This is a genomic window from Aggregatibacter actinomycetemcomitans DSM 8324, assembly GCF_000372365.1.
Lineage (GTDB): Bacteria > Pseudomonadota > Gammaproteobacteria > Enterobacterales > Pasteurellaceae > Aggregatibacter > Aggregatibacter actinomycetemcomitans.
The window spans coordinates 21,877-39,455 of the sequence record NZ_AQUU01000017.1 but is presented as its reverse complement, the minus strand read 5'-3'; the positions used below and the strand labels follow the sequence as shown (position 1 = coordinate 39,455).

General features: G+C 45.5%; 16 protein-coding genes and 3 pseudogenes. 2 read left to right on the top strand and 17 right to left on the bottom strand.

Annotated elements, in window-relative coordinates:
* Positions 1-129, top strand: a pseudogene (locus A3CS_RS1000000111730) (transposase); the annotation flags it as partial.
* Positions 130-195: 66 nt separating this feature from the next.
* On the opposite strand, the pseudogene A3CS_RS1000000111725 reads toward A3CS_RS1000000111730, so the two are convergent.
* Positions 196-718, bottom strand: a pseudogene (locus tag A3CS_RS1000000111725) (IS1595 family transposase); the annotation flags it as partial.
* Positions 719-855: 137 nt separating this feature from the next.
* Here A3CS_RS1000000111725 and A3CS_RS1000000112580 point away from each other — a divergent pair.
* A pseudogene (locus A3CS_RS1000000112580) lies at positions 856-1,032 on the top strand (hypothetical protein); the annotation flags it as partial.
* 167 nt (positions 1,033-1,199) lie between these two features.
* Here the strand turns inward: A3CS_RS1000000112580 and mog are convergent.
* From mog to ispC, 16 genes are all read right to left on the bottom strand, one after another.
* Positions 1,200-1,781, bottom strand: a complete 582-nt coding sequence (gene mog, locus A3CS_RS0109565) for a molybdopterin adenylyltransferase (RefSeq protein WP_005540434.1) — start codon at positions 1,779-1,781, stop codon at positions 1,200-1,202.
* An 89-nt stretch (positions 1,782-1,870) separates the two neighbouring features.
* Complete coding sequence (locus tag A3CS_RS0109560) at positions 1,871-2,800, bottom strand: phosphatidate cytidylyltransferase (RefSeq protein WP_012820828.1); 930 nt, start codon at positions 2,798-2,800, stop codon at positions 1,871-1,873.
* Complete coding sequence (locus A3CS_RS0109555) at positions 2,800-3,432, bottom strand: lysophospholipid acyltransferase family protein (RefSeq protein ID WP_005575588.1); 633 nt, start codon at positions 3,430-3,432, stop codon at positions 2,800-2,802. The genes A3CS_RS0109560 and A3CS_RS0109555 overlap by 1 nt, the downstream gene beginning before the upstream one ends.
* A 10-nt stretch (positions 3,433-3,442) precedes the next feature.
* The gene (locus A3CS_RS0109550; protein WP_005548612.1) at positions 3,443-4,051 is read right to left on the bottom strand and encodes a CDP-alcohol phosphatidyltransferase family protein; all 609 of its coding nucleotides are present in this window, start codon (positions 4,049-4,051) and stop codon (positions 3,443-3,445) included.
* Between the two features lie 10 nt (positions 4,052-4,061).
* Positions 4,062-5,930 (bottom strand): SLC13 family permease, encoded by a 1,869-nt coding sequence (locus tag A3CS_RS0109545; protein WP_005575589.1) that lies wholly within the window; start codon positions 5,928-5,930, stop codon positions 4,062-4,064.
* Between the two features lie 39 nt (positions 5,931-5,969).
* Complete coding sequence (gene rnhB / locus A3CS_RS0109540; RefSeq protein WP_005548616.1) at positions 5,970-6,569, bottom strand: ribonuclease HII; 600 nt, start codon at positions 6,567-6,569, stop codon at positions 5,970-5,972.
* Positions 6,562-7,746: a lipid-A-disaccharide synthase gene (gene lpxB, locus A3CS_RS0109535; protein ID WP_005548618.1), complete on the bottom strand. Its 1,185-nt coding sequence runs from the start codon at positions 7,744-7,746 to the stop codon at positions 6,562-6,564. The genes rnhB and lpxB overlap by 8 nt, the downstream gene beginning before the upstream one ends.
* 84 nt (positions 7,747-7,830) lie before the next feature.
* On the bottom strand, positions 7,831-8,619 hold the full coding sequence (lpxA, locus tag A3CS_RS0109530; RefSeq protein ID WP_005548620.1) for an acyl-ACP--UDP-N-acetylglucosamine O-acyltransferase: 789 nt from the start codon (positions 8,617-8,619) through the stop codon (positions 7,831-7,833).
* A 20-nt stretch (positions 8,620-8,639) separates the two neighbouring features.
* Positions 8,640-9,050, bottom strand: a complete 411-nt coding sequence (gene fabZ / locus A3CS_RS0109525) for a 3-hydroxyacyl-ACP dehydratase FabZ (protein WP_005540417.1) — start codon at positions 9,048-9,050, stop codon at positions 8,640-8,642.
* Positions 9,051-9,186: 136 nt separating this feature from the next.
* A complete protein-coding gene (lpxD, locus tag A3CS_RS0109520) occupies positions 9,187-10,209 on the bottom strand; it encodes a UDP-3-O-(3-hydroxymyristoyl)glucosamine N-acyltransferase (protein WP_005548623.1) in 1,023 nt (340 codons plus the stop codon).
* Positions 10,209-10,784, bottom strand: coding sequence for an OmpH/Skp family outer membrane protein (locus tag A3CS_RS0109515; RefSeq protein WP_019518442.1), 576 nt, complete (start codon positions 10,782-10,784; stop codon positions 10,209-10,211). The genes lpxD and A3CS_RS0109515 overlap by 1 nt, the downstream gene beginning before the upstream one ends.
* Before the next feature lie 104 nt (positions 10,785-10,888).
* Positions 10,889-13,294, bottom strand: a complete 2,406-nt coding sequence (gene bamA, locus A3CS_RS0109510) for an outer membrane protein assembly factor BamA (RefSeq protein WP_026161197.1) — start codon at positions 13,292-13,294, stop codon at positions 10,889-10,891.
* A 24-nt stretch (positions 13,295-13,318) separates the two neighbouring features.
* Complete coding sequence (gene rseP / locus A3CS_RS0109505) at positions 13,319-14,653, bottom strand: sigma E protease regulator RseP (RefSeq protein ID WP_005575594.1); 1,335 nt, start codon at positions 14,651-14,653, stop codon at positions 13,319-13,321.
* 8 nt (positions 14,654-14,661) lie between these two features.
* Entirely contained in the window at positions 14,662-15,531 is an 870-nt protein-coding gene (locus A3CS_RS0109500; protein ID WP_005548631.1) for a phosphatidate cytidylyltransferase, read from the bottom strand.
* A 14-nt stretch (positions 15,532-15,545) separates the two neighbouring features.
* Positions 15,546-16,265, bottom strand: a complete 720-nt coding sequence (uppS, locus tag A3CS_RS0109495) for a polyprenyl diphosphate synthase (protein ID WP_005548633.1) — start codon at positions 16,263-16,265, stop codon at positions 15,546-15,548.
* Between the two features lie 21 nt (positions 16,266-16,286).
* Complete coding sequence (gene ispC, locus A3CS_RS0109490) at positions 16,287-17,570, bottom strand: 1-deoxy-D-xylulose-5-phosphate reductoisomerase (RefSeq protein ID WP_005548635.1); 1,284 nt, start codon at positions 17,568-17,570, stop codon at positions 16,287-16,289.
* Positions 17,571-17,579 lie beyond the last annotated feature (9 nt).

Genomic DNA, 17,579 nt, shown 5'->3' with positions numbered 1-17,579 from the left:
ACCAAATGGAACTGTAAGTATCACATCGTCTTCACCCCGAAATATAGAAGAAAAGCCATTTACGGAAGGCTTAGAACGGATATAGGTAGCATATTAAGGCAATTATGTGACTACAGAAATGTGGAAATAGGATAGTCTAAGAACCGCACGTTTTACGTGCGGGTTGGTATAGATAATAGACTAAATTTTCCTTAATTATTTTAAAGTGAAAATTTGAAATTTTAATTCACTGTGATTAAAATACCACTTACATTCTTTAGATAAAGCTCAAAATGAACTTTCGTAAATGGCGTTTTGCCTGATTCCTGAAATTCTCAGTTCCGTTAATATGGTTATGATTTTCAGCAAAATGCGTACTATGATTGATGCGAAAATGACTAAATTATCTCACATCAAGTACATCATAACCGGGGTAAGTGTCCGTGTAAACGGTGCTATCAGGCTTGAATTGCTCTCGAATAATGGGCAATAAGGTCGCTGATTTGGTATTAGGAACGGCGACGGTATAAATCTTGTCATTATGCTTAAGGAACCCAAAGACAGCAACTTTTCCGACAGCACCACGACTACGTTTACCGTTACGGGCACCACCAAAATAACTTTCATCGGTTTAAATTTCCCCTTCAAACATCACTAAATTAGTGACTTGTCTAGTAAATAAGTAAACGCAGGCGATAAAGATAAAATAATAAGCGGCAGTATTTTTGTTTATGCTGACTGAAACGACTTTTTCTCATTGGGTATTCTAACCTGAATGGAATTTTGTTTCGTTATCTAGTACAGTCCTTAAACCTAAGTTAAAATTAGGTTCTTTTGAATTTATGAACAAAAAGTGCATTTTTTTGCCAACATCACCCGATTCAAAAGTATGACACACAAAATCATCTTCAGCGCTATAAGTGCCCGCACTGCAATAAAGTGTTTTCTTTCAAAAGTAAACTTAATCCAATACAAATTTGGGAAGATTATAAAAATTACTCTTTGGTAAGAGCCTGCAATGTTATCTTGATAAAGCGCCTAAAACCACGCTAAATTCCTCTGAATATCCTTACTGGCATTACTTTTTTTGTTGGGATTTTTACGTGCTTGCGCTTTTAAAACTAGTGTTTATTAAATATTTTCTGAATAAAAAGAACCAGTAAAAACTTGTTTGGCTGTTCTGTTAAAACAACTAAAGAGCATTATATTTTTAACGGTGCTTAATCACGACAAGCAGATTGGGGTCTGAAACTGACAATGACGTCGGGTTTGGTGTTTATGTATAAGCCGTTGATAAGTTGCAGACAGTATGGCACGGCGCTGAAAATCCCTTTGACCAGAACGTTGCCCTGTTTGTCTTTTACCCCTTCCAGCGTTTCTTTGATGGCTTTCGGCTGTCCGGGCAAATTCAGGATTAGGCTTTCTTTACGGATAACGCCCACTTGGCGGGAGAGAATCGCCGTCGGCACAAAATGCAGGCTGACCTGACGCATTTGTTCACCGAAACCGGGCATTTCGCGGTCGGCGACGGCGAGGGTGGCATCCGGGGTCACGTCGCGTTTTGCCGGGCCCGTGCCGCCGGTGGTCAGCACCAAATGACAATGTTGCTCATCCACCAGTTCGCACAGAGTGCGTTCTATTTCCGCCTGTTCATCGGGAATGAGACGCTCCACCACCTCAAAAGAATCCGCCAATGCCTGTTGTAACCAGTTGCGTAATTCGGGAATGCCTTGATCCGGATAAATCCCTTGTGACGCCCGATCGGAGACGGACACTAAACCAATCTTTAAAAGTGCGGTCATTTTTTCCCTCGTTTTTTAAATCTGTTAGTCATGAATTCACGGTGATGTTTGTGATAACACATTGCAACGCACTATCGCAAGTCATCGCCCTAGGTCCAATAATATCTGACGACATGGAAGAAAATTGGCGCGGCAAAGCATAGGGAATCCATGCGATCCAGCATTCCGCCGTGTCCGCTTATCATATTGCCCCAGTCTTTTACGCCCATGCTGCGTTTCATGGCGGACATCACCAAGCCGCCTAAAAAGCCCATCAGACAAATCAATAAGCTCATTAACACCGCTTGCACCGGGCTAAACGGCGTCAGCCAATAAAGCAATCCGCCTAGTACGCTGGCGCTCACCATACCGCCTACAAAACCTTCCACGGTTTTAGATGGCGACAGTCTCGGCGCAATTTTGTGTTTACCGAATAATTTGCCCCACACATATTGCAACACGTCGCTCGCCTGCACCACCAGAATCAGGAAGATCATCAGCAGTAAATTTTTGCCTTCAAAACCGGCAATATCTAAAGTCAGCATGGCAGGAATGTGGGAAATACAAAATACGCTGATCATCAGCGCCCATTGCACTTTGGTGGAGCGATCCAGGAAATGCGCGGTGTCGCCCAACAGGGCGGAGAGGATCGGGAGAAATAGGAAGCCGTACACCGGAATGAAAATGGTGAACATACTGAACCAGTCGATTGCCACCAGAATGTATTGCACGGGCAGGATGACATAAAAACAGGCTGCGAGCGCCAAATGGTCACCACGGCGAATGTAAAGCAACGAGAGAAATTCCCGTAATGCCATAAAGGAAATCACGAAGAATAAAAAGATGATGCCGTAAAAACCCAAGGCGGCAGCGGCGAAGATGATTAAAATCATCACCCACCAGGCGTTAATGCGTGCGTTTAAGTTGTCAATCACAACGTGCGGCGTGGACCAACCTACTTTAAGTTTTAAACCGTAACCGATTGAAGAAGCGATAATTAAGGTGATCATCAAACCACCGAACAGTTTCCACATTTCCATTATGCTCTCCCTTTTTCGGTTACATTCAAACTTAACAACGCCTGCTCGGCACGGGTTAAAAATGCGGCTTTGTTTTCATCGTCACGATAAAATAACGGTTCGTCCATATACAAATCGCACAATAACGGAATCGGCACCACAAAGCCTTTCGGCAGCACATTGTGCATATTGCTGATCCACACCGGCACCATTTCCAACTGCGGATTTTGTTTCGCCAGATAATATAGCCCGCTATTGAACGGTTGTAACGGCAAATCGTCTTCCATTTTGCGTGTGCCTTCCGGAAAAATAATCAAGGAATGATGCTGCAAGGCGTCGCTGATTTGTTCGGTGATGGCTTGCGGGTTATCGCCGCCACGGTCGATCAACAGCATATTAAAAACCTTATATGCCAAAAAACGGCGAATCGGTCCTTTCGTCCAATAATCCGCACCGGCAACCGGACGGGTGTTCTTACGCACCGGATAAGGCAAGGAAACCCACAGTAAAATAAAATCGCCGTGGCTGTTATGGTTGGCAAAATACAAGCGGTGCTTATCCGCCGATTGCTGTTCCACATTTTTCTGCGCACGCACACCGGTGATAAACGAGGTGAAACGACACAGTAGAAAATCAATGAGTTTGGCTAACATGATTGTGCTCCTAGAGGTTATCTGCTTCGGCTAAACCTGATTTAACCCGTTTTATACAAGTCATTATCAGTAGAATTACCACTACCCAGGCTGCCCAATAAAGCCAGGCAGGTAACGTCGGGATAAGGGCATAAAAAAGACCTAAAATGCCAAAGAAGAACGCGCGATCGCTTTTTCCCAACGGGCCGTCATAACGGCGGGTTTTGCCTTGCACTTGCCCCAACACGCCGCAAAATTCCGTCAATGCCGAAAGCCAAATAATCAAGCCGATTTGGAAAGCATCAAAGGGAAAAATCAACGCAAAAGGCAAATAAAGTGCCGCGTCGGACACCACATCGGTAATTTCATTTAAGTAACCGCCCAGACGGGATTTTTGGTTAAACTCGCGCGCTAGCATGCCGTCAATCGCGTTAAGTGCCATGCGCACAAACAACCAAAGCGGAATGAGGATAAAAAGCCAATGATAGGCAGAAAGTGCGGTCAAAATCAGCCCTAAAATCACGGAAACGGCACAGGCGGCTAATGTCACCTGATTGGCGGTGACACCATGTTGCGCCAATTTAACAGTAAAGGGACGTAACAGATTTTGGAATTTGGGTTTTAGATCGTAAATACTCATACACTGCGCCTTAAGGGTTAAAGGGAAAGAGAAAAGGAATGAGGAACACACTAACCAACATCACTAAGAGCGTAAACGGTACGCCGACTTTCACGAAATCCGCGAATTTATAGCCGCCGGGACCGAAGACCATCGTATTCACCGGCGAGGAAACCGGCGTCATAAAGGCAGCGGAAGCAGCGATAGCAACGACCATCGCAAACGGCACCGGCGATAAATTCAGCTGGTGCGCCATAGTGATGGCAATCGGCGCGATCAAAATCGCCGTGGCGGTGTTGGAGATAAACAAACCAACCACCGCCGTGAGAATAAACAGGCTGATCAAAATCCAGTGTTTGCCCATGCCACCCACCAGATGTAACATTAAATCCACAATCATCGAAACCCCGCCGGTTCTTTGCAAAGCAAGGGAAAACGGCATCATGCCCACAATCAGCACTAAACTCGACCAATGTATGGATTCGTACGCGCTTTTGCTGTCCACACAACGGAAATAACCGAGCATTAAACAGGCAATCAAGGCGGCAACTACGTTCGGCACGAGGCGGGTAACCATTAACAACACCATTACCGCAATGCTGAGTAACGCATAAGGCGCTTGGCTTTGCGCGGGTACGGCACGGGTAATTTCGCTCGGATAATTCAACACGAAGAAGTCTTTGCTGTGGCTACGCATTTGCTGAATTAGTTTCCAGTCACCGACGACTAGCAACAAATCACCGGCTTTATACGGCATTTCGACAAAATGCCCGTCCAACACCTCGCCATCACGTTTGATACCCACCACATTTAAGTCGTATTTGGAACGGAAGCGTAACTGTTCGGTGGATTTACCGATACAATCGGAATTCGGCACCAAAATCAATTCTGCCATGCCGATGGAACTGGCTTGTTCGGAAAAATACTGCGCACGAATTTCTGCCCGTTCCAGGTTATATTCCGTACAAAAGGTTTCTATGTCTAATTCGGGATCGCTGATGTCCATCAACAGAATGTCTTTTTCACGCACTTCAGACGTTCCCAGCGCCGCAATAAACAGCGGACGAAAACGCTTCCAGCGTTCAATCGCCAACACATTCAAACCATATTTGGAACGTAAATGCAATTCATCCAGATTTTTACCGATAATCGCGGAACCTTTTTTCACCACGAAACGTTGCGCCCGCAGTTGCAAGCCGTACTCATGGATCAAATCACTTATGGAACGTTTATCCAGCTTGTTATTATCGGCTTTGGTGCCGGATTTCAGCCAACGGCGCGCCACTAGCATATAACCGATGCCAAGGAGCAAAATCACTAAACCGATGGGCGTGAGATCAAAGAATTTCAGGCGCATACCGGCTTCCCGTACCAACTCGGCATTTACCACTAAGTTCGGTGCCGTGGCGATTAAGGTCAGCATACCGCTAATCAAGCCTGCCACGCTGAGCGGCATCATCAGGCGTTTGGGCGAAATATTCATTTGCTGGCAAATCATTAATACCACAGGAATAAAAATCGCCACCACGCCGGTAGAACTCATAAATGCGCCGAGCCCCGCTACCGCCAGCATCATGAAGACCAGCACGCGCGATTCGCTGTTATGGGAAGCTTTGAGTAACCATTCACTCACTTGATACGCCACGCCGGTACGCACCAGACCTTCCCCGACGATAAACAATAAAGCAATTAAGATGATATTCGGATCACTGAATCCGGCGAAGACTTCTTCAACAGTCAAAATGCCGCTGAGGCTGAAAGCTAACATCACCAACACGGCGACAATGTCCATGCGGATGTGATTGCGAATGAAAAGAATGACGGCGGCAATCAGCAACAAAACAACCCATAACCACGGTTCCGGTTGGAATGAATTGAAGAAATGAGAGATTTGACTCATAGCCACCTCTGCAATGAAGGCTTGTTATTATTGGCTGAATTATAGCGATTTTAGTAATTTTTTAACAGGTGCAAAACTGCGGCGGTATTCCGGCAGCACGCCAAATTCCCTTAATTTTTCCAAATGTAGCTTGGTGGGATAGCCTTTGTGCTTAGCAAATGCATAGTGCGGATATTTTTTATCCAGCACTATCATTTCCTGATCGCGCGCCACTTTTGCCAAAATAGACGCCGCGCTGATTTCCGGCACCAACACATCCCCTTTGACAACGGCTTGCGCGGGAATCATGAGATTCGGCGGAATCCGATTGCCATCCACCAACACAAAGTGCGGTCGAATTTTCAGGTGTTTTATCGCCCGCTCCATGGCAAGCATGGACGCATGTAAAATATTCAATTCGTCGATTTCATGCGGTTCCGCCCGCCCGAGCGCCCATGCCAACGCTTTTTGCTTAATTTCTTCTGCCAGTAATAACCGTTTCTTTTCCGAGAGTGTTTTGGAATCCGCCAGCCCTTCAATAGGCTGCTTCGGATCCAAAATCACCGCCGCCGTCACTACTGCTCCCACCAAAGGACCTCGCCCTACTTCATCTACACCGGCAATCAGTTCATAGCCTTGGGGATAGGTAAATTTATCCATTTTTCTGCTCCAGTAAATCAATCACCGACTGTGCTGCCTGTTGATCGGCATCGCATTGAATCATTTTGTGCAACTCGGTGAAACGTTGAATTAAAATGTTGCGATTTTTGACCGTACTTTCATCTGTATCCAAATATACCGACAGTTTTTCCACCAAATTAGTCGGATTACATTCTGCCTGAATTAGCTCCGGCACCAACATTTCATCCGCCAGCAGATTCGGCAGGGAAATATACTTGATTTTCACCAAACATTTCACCAGGAAATACGTGAACGGCTTCATGCGATAGCCCACCACCATCGGTGATTTGCATAACATCGCCTCTAATGCCGCCGTGCCTGACGCGAGTAAGGTTGCTTTGGCGGCAATCATGGCGGCGCGGGCATTGCCGTCTAACAGGATAACATCTAAATCCGGTGCCACGCGTTGTTTGATTTGTTCAAATTGCTGACGGCGCTTGGCGTTAATTAACGGCACCAGAAATTGTAAATCAGGATAACGTTGGCGCAATAATTGGGCGGTTTGCAAAAAAGGTTCGGCAAGAAATTCCACTTCACTACTGCGGCTGCCAACGAGGATAGCAAGATAATGTTGGTTTTCGTCCAGATTGAGCAAACGGCAGGCTTCCGCGCGATTCGGTTTCAACGGAATGGCGTCTGCCATGGTGTGCCCGATAAAACGGCAAGGCACGTTAAAGCGATCGTAAAAGGCTTTCTCAAAAGGCAAAAACGCCAGCACCAAATTGGTTGCCGCACCGATTTTATACACGCGTTTCTGACGCCACGCCCACACCGACGGGCTGACGTAATGAATGGTTTTAATGCCGTTTTGTTTGAGTTTAAGCTCCACATCCAGATTAAAATCCGGTGCGTCGATGCCGATAAACACATCCGGCTTTAACGCCAATAATTGTTGAATAATACGGCGGCGAATTTTCAGCAGGCGCGGCAGATGCTTAAGTACTTCCACCAAACCCATAACGGAAAGTTCTTCCATATCAAACAGGCTTTCAAAGCCTGCCGCAATCATGCGTGGTCCGCCGATGCCGATAAAACAGGCATTGGGATAACGCACTTTGAGGGATTTAATCAAACCGGCGCCGAGAATGTCGCCGGACACTTCGCCGGCAGTGAGGGCGATAAGCGGGGAATCCTTTGTTGCAATGAAATCTGACATATAAAAACTCTGAAAAAAACGACCGCACTTTTGACGGATGAGATCAAAGTGCGGTCGGAAAATGGGGTGTTTTATCTGTTGAGATTAGCGAATAATGCCGCGTTTTGAACGCTTGAAAAACTCAACGAAAAAGCTTATGGCCGATTCGGTCTCGGCAATTTGCTCAATTTCCGGCATCACTTCTTCTAATGTTTTCCCACTACGGTAAATCATTTTGTACACATTACGAATAGTACGCATGGTTAACTTATCAAAACCACGACGTTTCAAACCTTCAATGTTCACGCCGAACGGTTGTGCATGATTACCTTGTGCCATCACATACGGCGGGACATCCTGGCTGACCATAGAACCACCACCCAACATCACATGCGCACCGATAACCACAAATTGGTGAATTGCGGACATGCCTCCCACAACAACAAAATCATCCAGTTGCACATGGCCGGCAAGCGTAGCATTATTGGCTAAAATACAACGGTTTTTTATCAGACAATCGTGCGCAATATGCACGTTAATCATGAGTAAATTGTCGTCGCCGATTTTCGTCACACCACCGCCTTGTGCCGTACCGCGATGAATAGTCACACTTTCACGAATGCGGTTACGGTTGCCGATCACTACGCGGGTCGGTTCACCTTGATATTTCAAGTCCTGGTTCACTTCACCGATACTGGCGAACTGATAAATTTCATTATCTTCGCCGATTTTAGTGTTGCCGTTAATCACAACATGGGAATGAATAACGGTACCTTTACCGATTTTTGCATCTTTACCGATAATGGTAAAAGGACCGATGACCACGTTCTCGCCGATTTTAGCGCCTTCTTCAACGATCGCCTGAGGATGAATTTTTGCAGTTGGGTGAATCATGTTTATCCTCTTATATTGATTTATGCTACACGGCGGGCACACATTAACTTCGCTTCGCAAGCCACTTCACCATCGACGGTTGCGGTTGCCGTGAACGCGGTAATACCGCGACGTTCTTTAATGACTTCAACGTGTAATACCATTTGATCGCCCGGAATAATCGGACGTTTAAAGCGGGCTTCATCTACACCGGCGAAATAGAAAATTTCGCCACCTACCAATTCATGGGTTTTAAATGCCAAAATGCCCATAGCTTGTGCCAAGGCTTCAAGAATTAACACCCCCGGTAAAATCGGATTATCCGGGAAGTGCCCGGTAAAACAGGGCTCGTTTACGCTAATATTCTTAATTGCAGTTAACCATTTACCTTCTTCAAAGTTAATCACGCGATCAACTAATAAAAATGGATAACGATGGGGCAATAATTGCATTATTTCGTGTGATTCGATAATTCTTGAGTTTTGTTCAGTCACAGGTTTACCTTCAATACTAAAATAATAAACAAAATCAGCGCGGATTATACGTTATTTGTATGATTAACACAAAATGAACTATTCGTAGCTCATCTTATTTTACTTTTTTTTCTAATGCCTTGATGCGCTTATTCAATCCGTCAATACCCAGCGTCAATGCAGCGGTTTTACGCCATTCTTTGTTGGTTTGCAATGGAATACCGGAAGAATACACGCCCGGTTCGGTAATCGGACGCATCACCATGCCCATGCCGGTAATCGTCACTTGATCGCAGATTTCCATGTGACCATTAATCACACTGGCACCACCGATTAAACAATAGCGACCGACCGTCAGGCTGCCCGCCATAATCACACCGCCCGCCACTGCCGTGCCGGTACCGATATGCACATTATGGGCGATTTGGCACAGGTTATCGATGATCACGTTATCTTCAATCACCGTGGCATCCAAGGCGCCGCGGTCGATACAGGTGCAAGCGCCGATTTCCACGTTATTGCCGATAATTACCTGCCCCACCTGCGGGATTTTAATCCATTTGCCGCGTTCATTGGCGTAACCGAAACCGTCACTGCCAATCACCGCGCCGGATTGAATCAGGCAATGCTGACCGATTTGTACGTCGTGATACACGGAGACATTCGCCCAAAGTTGGGTATTTGCACCGATTTTTGTGTTTTTACCCACAAAGCAATTGGCGCCTATCACTACGTTATCCCCCAATTCCACGCCGGATTCAATCACCGCATTAGCGCCGATGGACACATTTTCACCAAGAAAAACGCCTTCAGCAATGACCGCACTTTTGGCGATGCCACTCGCCGCTTTAGGGGTGGTATCCATATATTGCGCCAGTTTGGCATAGGCGACATAAGGGTCTTTAACAATAAGCAGGTTGCTGTCCGGAGAGCAAAATTCCACATCCGCTTCGGAAACCACCAAAATTCCCGCTTTCGACTGCACCAATAGTTCTCGGAATTTGACATTAGAAATAAAGGTCAGTTGCCGTTCGTTTGCCTTGTCTAAAGGGGCAATATTGCTAACAACAACATCGGCGTTACCACGAATGGTAGCGCCGATTTGCTGTGCTAATTCAGAAAGAGAATAAGTTCTCATTATTTAGCCTGTGCCGGAATTGCTTTTAACACTTCTTCGGTGATGTTTTTACCATCTATACCATAGACAACGGAACGATCATCAAGCACTAACGTATAATTTTTTTGTTTCGCGACATTGTTAGTCGCGGCTTGAATACTGGCGACTAATTTTTCAGTTTCCTCATTTTCACGTTTAGCATAGTTCTCTTGGAATTCTTTTGCTTTTTGATCATGTTCGGCGATTAATTTATTAATTTCCTCTTGCTGGTCGTTGCCATATTTATTGATTTCATCTTCACGCTTTTTGACGTCGGCAGAACGCAATTTCGGCGCATCTTTTTGTAATGCAGCCACTTTCGCTTCTACTTTTTTCTGAATATCGGCGATCTTGGTATCAATTTGTTTTTTGTTTTCTGCTAATTTATCTGCGGTCGGTTTAAATTCGGCTTCTAATTTTTCTGCTACCGCTTTGCGATCAGGGTGATTTTGGAAAAGGTACTCTGCGCTAATAAATGCAATGTTTTCGTCAGCCATGGCTAAAGAAGAGAAAGCTAAGGCCAAAGAAAGTGCGGTAAGTTTTACGATTTTTTTCATGTTTCGATTTTTCCTTTTTGTGAATTAAATGTGAATTTTCAGTGCCGCTTTAACGGCACCGGTATTTTTCAGATGTCCCGTTTTCTATGAGAAGCTCATCTTGACTAGAAAGAACCGCCGATACTGAACTGGAATTGCTCAATATCATCATTTTCGTATTTCTTAATCGGTTTCGCATAAGAGAAAACTAACGGACCAATCGGTGATTGCCATTGGAAGGCAAGACCGGCAGAAGCACGAACACGGGAAGGATCACCGTAATCCGGTAATTTCAAATTCGTAAATTTGGCTTTTTCACCCTTCCAATGTGTATCCCAAACACTGGCAGCATCCACAAAGAAGGAAGTGCGCACGGAGTTTTGGTTTTTTTCGGCAACAAACGGAGTCGGCACGATTAATTCCACACTTGCCGTTGCCATAGCATTACCGCCCACAATATCACCGTTCACAATGTTATAACAGCTTGAATTGACATTCACACCGGAACCGCTACATCCATTCACCCTCGGATTGATATAAATTGCTTGCGGACCAATCGCGCTGTAGGCGAAACCACGTAAGCTACCGATACCGCCCGCAGTGTAAGTTTGATAGAACGGCAGACGCTTACCACCGAGGCCGTTGGCATAAGCCGCACCTAAACGTCCGGATAATACCCAGGTTTGATCGCGGTTAAGCGGATAGAAACCTTGTACATCGGCGTTCAGTTTGTAGTATTTGTTATCGGAACCCGGAATCGTGACTTTGCCGCCAATAGAGGCTTTCACCCCTTTGGTTGGCAAGAAACCACGGTTCAAACTGTTGTAGTTCCAGCCGAAGGAAATATCATAATCGTGTGATTTGAAGGTCCATTCGTTATAGTTTAAGGAAGCTAAATATAAGGCCCGATTATATTCAGGCGTGATATTTTTCAGTTTGTTATAGGCATAGCCCAAGCCGATATAGTAGGCATTATTTTCATTCACCGGGAAGCCTAATGTTAAGTTACCACCGTAAGTGGTACGCGCATAGGACGCGGATGTCGAGTTTTTGGAGTTATCATAATTTTCGAAGAATATATTACCGCCTAAGCTAACCCCGTCTTTAGTGAAGTACGGTTCGTTATAGCCTAAGTTAACGCTGGTGCCGTAATCGTTACGGGAACCCGCCAAGCTTAATGAGGAACCCATGCCGAGGAAGTTATCCTGTTTGATACTTGCTTGGTAGCTTAAACCGCTTTCCGTACCATATCCCACACCGAAGTTAATACTACCGGTGTTACGCTCTTTCACTTTATAAATGACATCCACTTCATCGCCGGTACCTTCGACCGGCTCGGTGCGGCTTTCTACGGTTTCAAAAAATCCCGTACGATCTAACCGCACTTTACCCAATTCAACTAGATCAGTAGATAACCAGCTGCCTTCTTGTTGACGCATTTCCTGACGTAATGTGCTGTCCGCGCTGACGGTGTTGCCTTCAAAACGAATTTGACGAACGGAATAACGTTTGCCCGCATCCACCACAAAACTTAACCCGACGGTTTTGGCATCATCGTTAAAGTCAGGTTGAACGTTCACTTGTGCGCTACCGTAACCACGTTCGCCCAAGGTGGATTTAATGCTGTCTTCAACGGCTTGCACATCGCTACGATGGAATTCTTCGCCGATATGAATTTGCTTCAATAATGGTGCCAGCTGCTCGCTCATACCGCCCACATCACCCACGATACGTGCGCCATTGACGGTATATTTTTCACCCTCAGAGACGTTAATAGTGACGCGTGCTTCGGTTTTTTCATCATTTAGCTGAACATCATTATCAACGATTTGCGCTTTGGCATAACCACGATCCAAATAATAATTTTGAATGGTTTCTAAATCTTTGGAGAATTGGGTTGAATCGAATTTATTGCCGAATAACTTCCACCAGGCATCCGGTTGAAGTTCCATTTGATCTTGCAATCTGTCGCTATCAAAGACCTGGTTACCCACAAAGGTCACGCCTTTTAATAACGCCACATCGTTCTCTTTGATTTGAATTTTCACTTCAGCGCGGTTATTTGGCAGCGGATTTACGATAGTTTCCACTTTTGCGTTATAACGCCCGACGCTGTGATAATGATCTTCTAAACTTTTACGAAAGGCTTCAAGTTTTTCACGATTTAATATATCGCCCTTCTGGAAGCCATTGGCATTTAAATTTTGTTTTAATGCATCATTAGGAATGGATTTGTTACCGTCCAGCACCACATCGGAAATAATTGCTTTCGGCACCACGGAAATGACTAAGGTATTACCTTGTTGGGAAGCTTTAACATCTTCGTATTGACCGGTTAAAAACAAGTTACGTACTACACCGGCAATATTGGCATCGTTAATTTTTTGCCCGACACGAACCGGCAAACTTGCGATAATATTACTTTCGGTTCCCGCCTGAACGCCGTCAACACGAATGTCCTGTACCACGAAAGGTCCGGCAAGCGCGGCGGTTGAGCTAAACAATAAGCTTGCAATTAAAAGTTTTTTCATCGTCATTTTTATCCTGTATCAAAACTAATTTAAACGTAAAAAATCATTGATCAGTCCGAATCCCATTAACATCAATAATAAGACCGCACCAATTCGATAACTGATATTCTGGACCTGTTCGGAAACCGGTTTTCCTTTAAGGGCTTCCAGCGCCAGGAAGACCAAATGCCCGCCGTCTAACACCGGCAACGGAAAGAGATTCATCACACCTAAATTCACGCTGATTAACGCCATAAAGCTTAAATAGTAAATCAGACCTAGTTCAGATGATGCACCTGCGCCCTGTGCAATGGAAATCGGACCACCCAAGTTATTCAACGATAATTCGCCGATGAGCAATTTACCGATCACTTTTATAGTTAACCAAGAGAGTTGGAATGTCTTTTCAACCGCCCTCTGTAGAGATTCGAGCATATCATACTTTAATTCGGTACGATATTCATCAGCCACCGGGTAAAAAGTCGGTGAAATGCCCACAAACCAACGCTTTTTGTCATTAAGCTCCGGAGTAATGGTTTTTTCCAGCCATTCACCGTTGCGTTCCACTTTTAAAGCTAACGGTTTGCCCTGTTGAACCTGTTCGATAAAATCCTGCCAGACAATTTCTTTACCGTCCGACCAATATAATTTATCACCGACCAACAACCCTCCCTTTTGCGCAGGGGAATGATTATTGACTTTAGACAAAGTCATATCCACTTTGGTTCTTACCGGAACAATTCCTAGTGAGCCGAAAGCACTTTCTTTTTCGGGATTAAAAGTCCAGTTAGATAAATCTAAAATTTTGTGTTGCTCAATGGTAGAACCAAACTCTACCAAGGTTAATTCCACCTTGCTTTCGCCCGTTTTAGTCGCCAGCAACAGATTAATTGTTTCCCAATCCGGCGTAACAACACCGTCAACTTCAGTAATCTGGGTATTTGGTGAAACTTGTGCCTTTGCAGCAATGGAATGAGGTTGAACTTCCTCGATCACTGGTTTAATGCTGGGGACACCGATGGAGTAAATAACGAAATACGCCAGAATAGCAAATAAGAAATTGGCTAAAGGTCCGGCAGCGATAATGAACGCACGTTGCGCGACGGTTTTGTTATCGAAGGCTTGCGCGGCAAATTCAGGCGGAATCTCTTCATTGCGTCCGTCCAGCATTTTCACATAACCACCGAGGGGAATCGCCGATACGGCAAACTCCGTCCCCCGTTTATCGGTACGCGACCAGATCACTTTGCCGAAGCCGATAGAAAAACGATGAACTTTTACACCGCACTTTCTCGCCGCCCAAAAGTGTCCGTATTCGTGTACCGCCACCAAGACGGCGATAACAATCAGAAATGAAACTGTCGACCACAAAAATGACATAGCCAATCCTACAATACAAAGAAATAGAAATATGCAAAGAACGGTACGGCAGCAGTCAGGCTGTCAATTCTGTCCAAAATGCCACCGTGCCCCGGAATCAGGTTACTGCTGTCTTTAATGCCGCTTTGGCGTTTGAACATACTTTCCGTTAAATCGCCCAGAATCGAAATGGCTACCGTCACCACAGACAATGCAATAAATGCCGGCGGCGAAATATCTTTAATCAAACTTTGTTGCGTAACATTCACGAAAATCGCAGAAACGATGCCCGCCATCACCAAACCGCCGATTGCGCCCTGCCAGGATTTACTTGGCGATACTTTCGGCGCCAATTTTTGTTTACCGAATTTACGTCCCACAAAATACGCCCCGGAATCCGCCACCCAAACCAGAATAAACACATACAACAGCAACATAATGCCGTAATAAGGTTGCGCTACATAATTATCCAAACGTAGCAATAACACGCCGATTAAAAACGGAATCAGCGTAAAAAAGGCAAAGAAAAATTGCAGCACGGAATGTTTTGCCCAAAGATTGCTGCTTTTCGGGTAACTCACCACAAAAGATAACGCCACCAACCACCAAATCACTGCGCCCAATAAAATCGGTTGAGCATAATGTTCAAAAACCCGACCGGCATCCAGATAATTGCCTTCATCATAAATCCACAGGAACAAAAACACCGCACTTAACACGGTGGTGGCATAACGCCAGAATGTCGGTTGTTTGAAATTAAAGAACTGAGTCCATTCCCAAATGCCCAGCACCACAACCACACCTAAGGCGAGCGCAAAATAATAAGGTGAGAATAAAAATAACGTGGCGAATACAATGGCAATTAACACAATCGCCGATAAAACCCGTTGTTTAAGCACGATAAATTCCTCTGTTATTCCGTCCCGCCAAAACGACGATGACGCTGTTGATAAGATAGGATCGCCTGATGAAACTCGGCTTCATTAAAATCCGGCCAAAGCACATCGGAAAAATAAAATTCGGCATAGGCGGCTTGCCATAATAAAAAATTGCTGATGCGCTGCTCGCCGCTGGTGCGAATAAGCAAATCCACTTCCGGATCGTCTTGCGTAACCAAATGTTGTTGCAACAACGCTTCGTCAATTTCCGTTACGGCAAGTTGTTGCGTCTGTACTTTTTGTGCCAGCTGTTGTGCCGCCTGTACAATGTCCCAACGACCGCCGTAATTCGCCGCGATATTTAAAGTAAGTGCGGTGTTATTTTCCGTTAATTTTTCCGCGTTCTTAATTTTTTCCTGTAACCCTTCACTGAAGCGCGCAACATTGCCCAGAATCTTCAATCGAATATTATTTTTATGCAGTTTTTTTAGTTCAAAATCCAACGCCTGCATAAACAAATTCATCAGCGCACTGACTTCCTGCTCGGGGCGATTCCAGTTTTCACTGCTAAACGCATATAAAGTTAAATATTTCACACCGATTTTACGCGCGTAAGACACCGCCTCACGCACCGCCGCCACGCCGTTTTTATGCCCGAAAATGCGCATTTTGCCCTGCTGTTTCGCCCAACGCCCGTTGCCGTCCATAATAATGGCAACATGTTGCGGAATATTATTCGGATCCAGTTCTGTCATTATCCATTCTCTGTTTAAGCGTCAGTGAGACCAATGTGCCAATTGTTTACGCGCGCACTCACGCGCTGCGCGATCGACGTCCAACACATCATCAATTTGTTTGATTTGTTGCGGTGCAATTTGTTCCACCACCGCCTGATTAAGTTTGGCAATGTCGGTAAATTTAATTTGGCGATCTAAAAATGCCTGCACAGCGATTTCATTGGCGGCATTCATTGCCGTCGTAGCATATTGACCGGCGGCGAACGCCTCGATGGCGAGTTTCAAGCAAGGATAACGTTGATAGTCCGGTGCCAAAAAAGTCAGCCCGTTTAATTGATAGAAATCTAGCGGCGCGACGCCGGAAAACGTGCGGTGCGGATACGCCATGGTTTCGGCGATCGGCGTGCGCATATCAGGATTGCCCATTTGCGCGATGACGCTGCCGTCGATATAACGCACCATAGAATGAATAATGGATTGCGGGTGAATAATCACTTCCATTTCGTCGGCGGACACGTTAAACAACCAGCGGGCTTCAATATATTCCAAGCCTTTGTTCATCATGGTGGCGGAATCCACGGAAATTTTCTTGCCCATAGACCAGTTCGGATGCGCTACCGCTTGTTCCGGCGTAATGCCGTCAAATTCGCTTAACGCCGTATAACGGAAAGGTCCGCCGGAACCGGTCAGCACGATTTTGCTGATGCCCAAATCCGCCAACGGGCAAAAACCGATTTGTTGCTGCGCCTGTGGTGGCAACGATTGAAAAATGGCGTTATGTTCGCTGTCCACCGGCAATAATTGCGCGCCATGCTGTTTCACGGCATCAATAAAAATTTGACCGCAAGTCACCAGCGCCTCTTTGTTCGCCAGTAACACTTTCTTACCCGCTTTAACTGCAGATAGGGTCGGTAACAAGCCCGCCGCACCCACAATCGCCGCCATCACCATGTCTGCATCAGGATGCGCACTCAATTCACAAATCGCCTGCTGCCCCGCCAAAACTTGGGTTGGAATCTGATGAGCCGTTAATTTTTCGCGCAATACTTTCGCTGCGTATTCATCAGCTAAAGCAACAAAGTGCGGTCGAAATTTCAGGCATTTTTCAAACATCGCCGTCGCATTGGAACCGCCCACCAAGGCAAACGCCTCATAGTTTTCCGGATTGTGTTCAATCACCGACAGGGCGCTGTTGCCGATAGAACCTGTAGCACCGAGAATCACGACCTTTTGTTTGTTTTGCATAAAATTTTGACCGCACTTTGCAGAGTTGTCGGGCAATAAAATAAACGCGCCCGCATAAGAAAAGACGCAGTAAGCCACTGCGTCCGT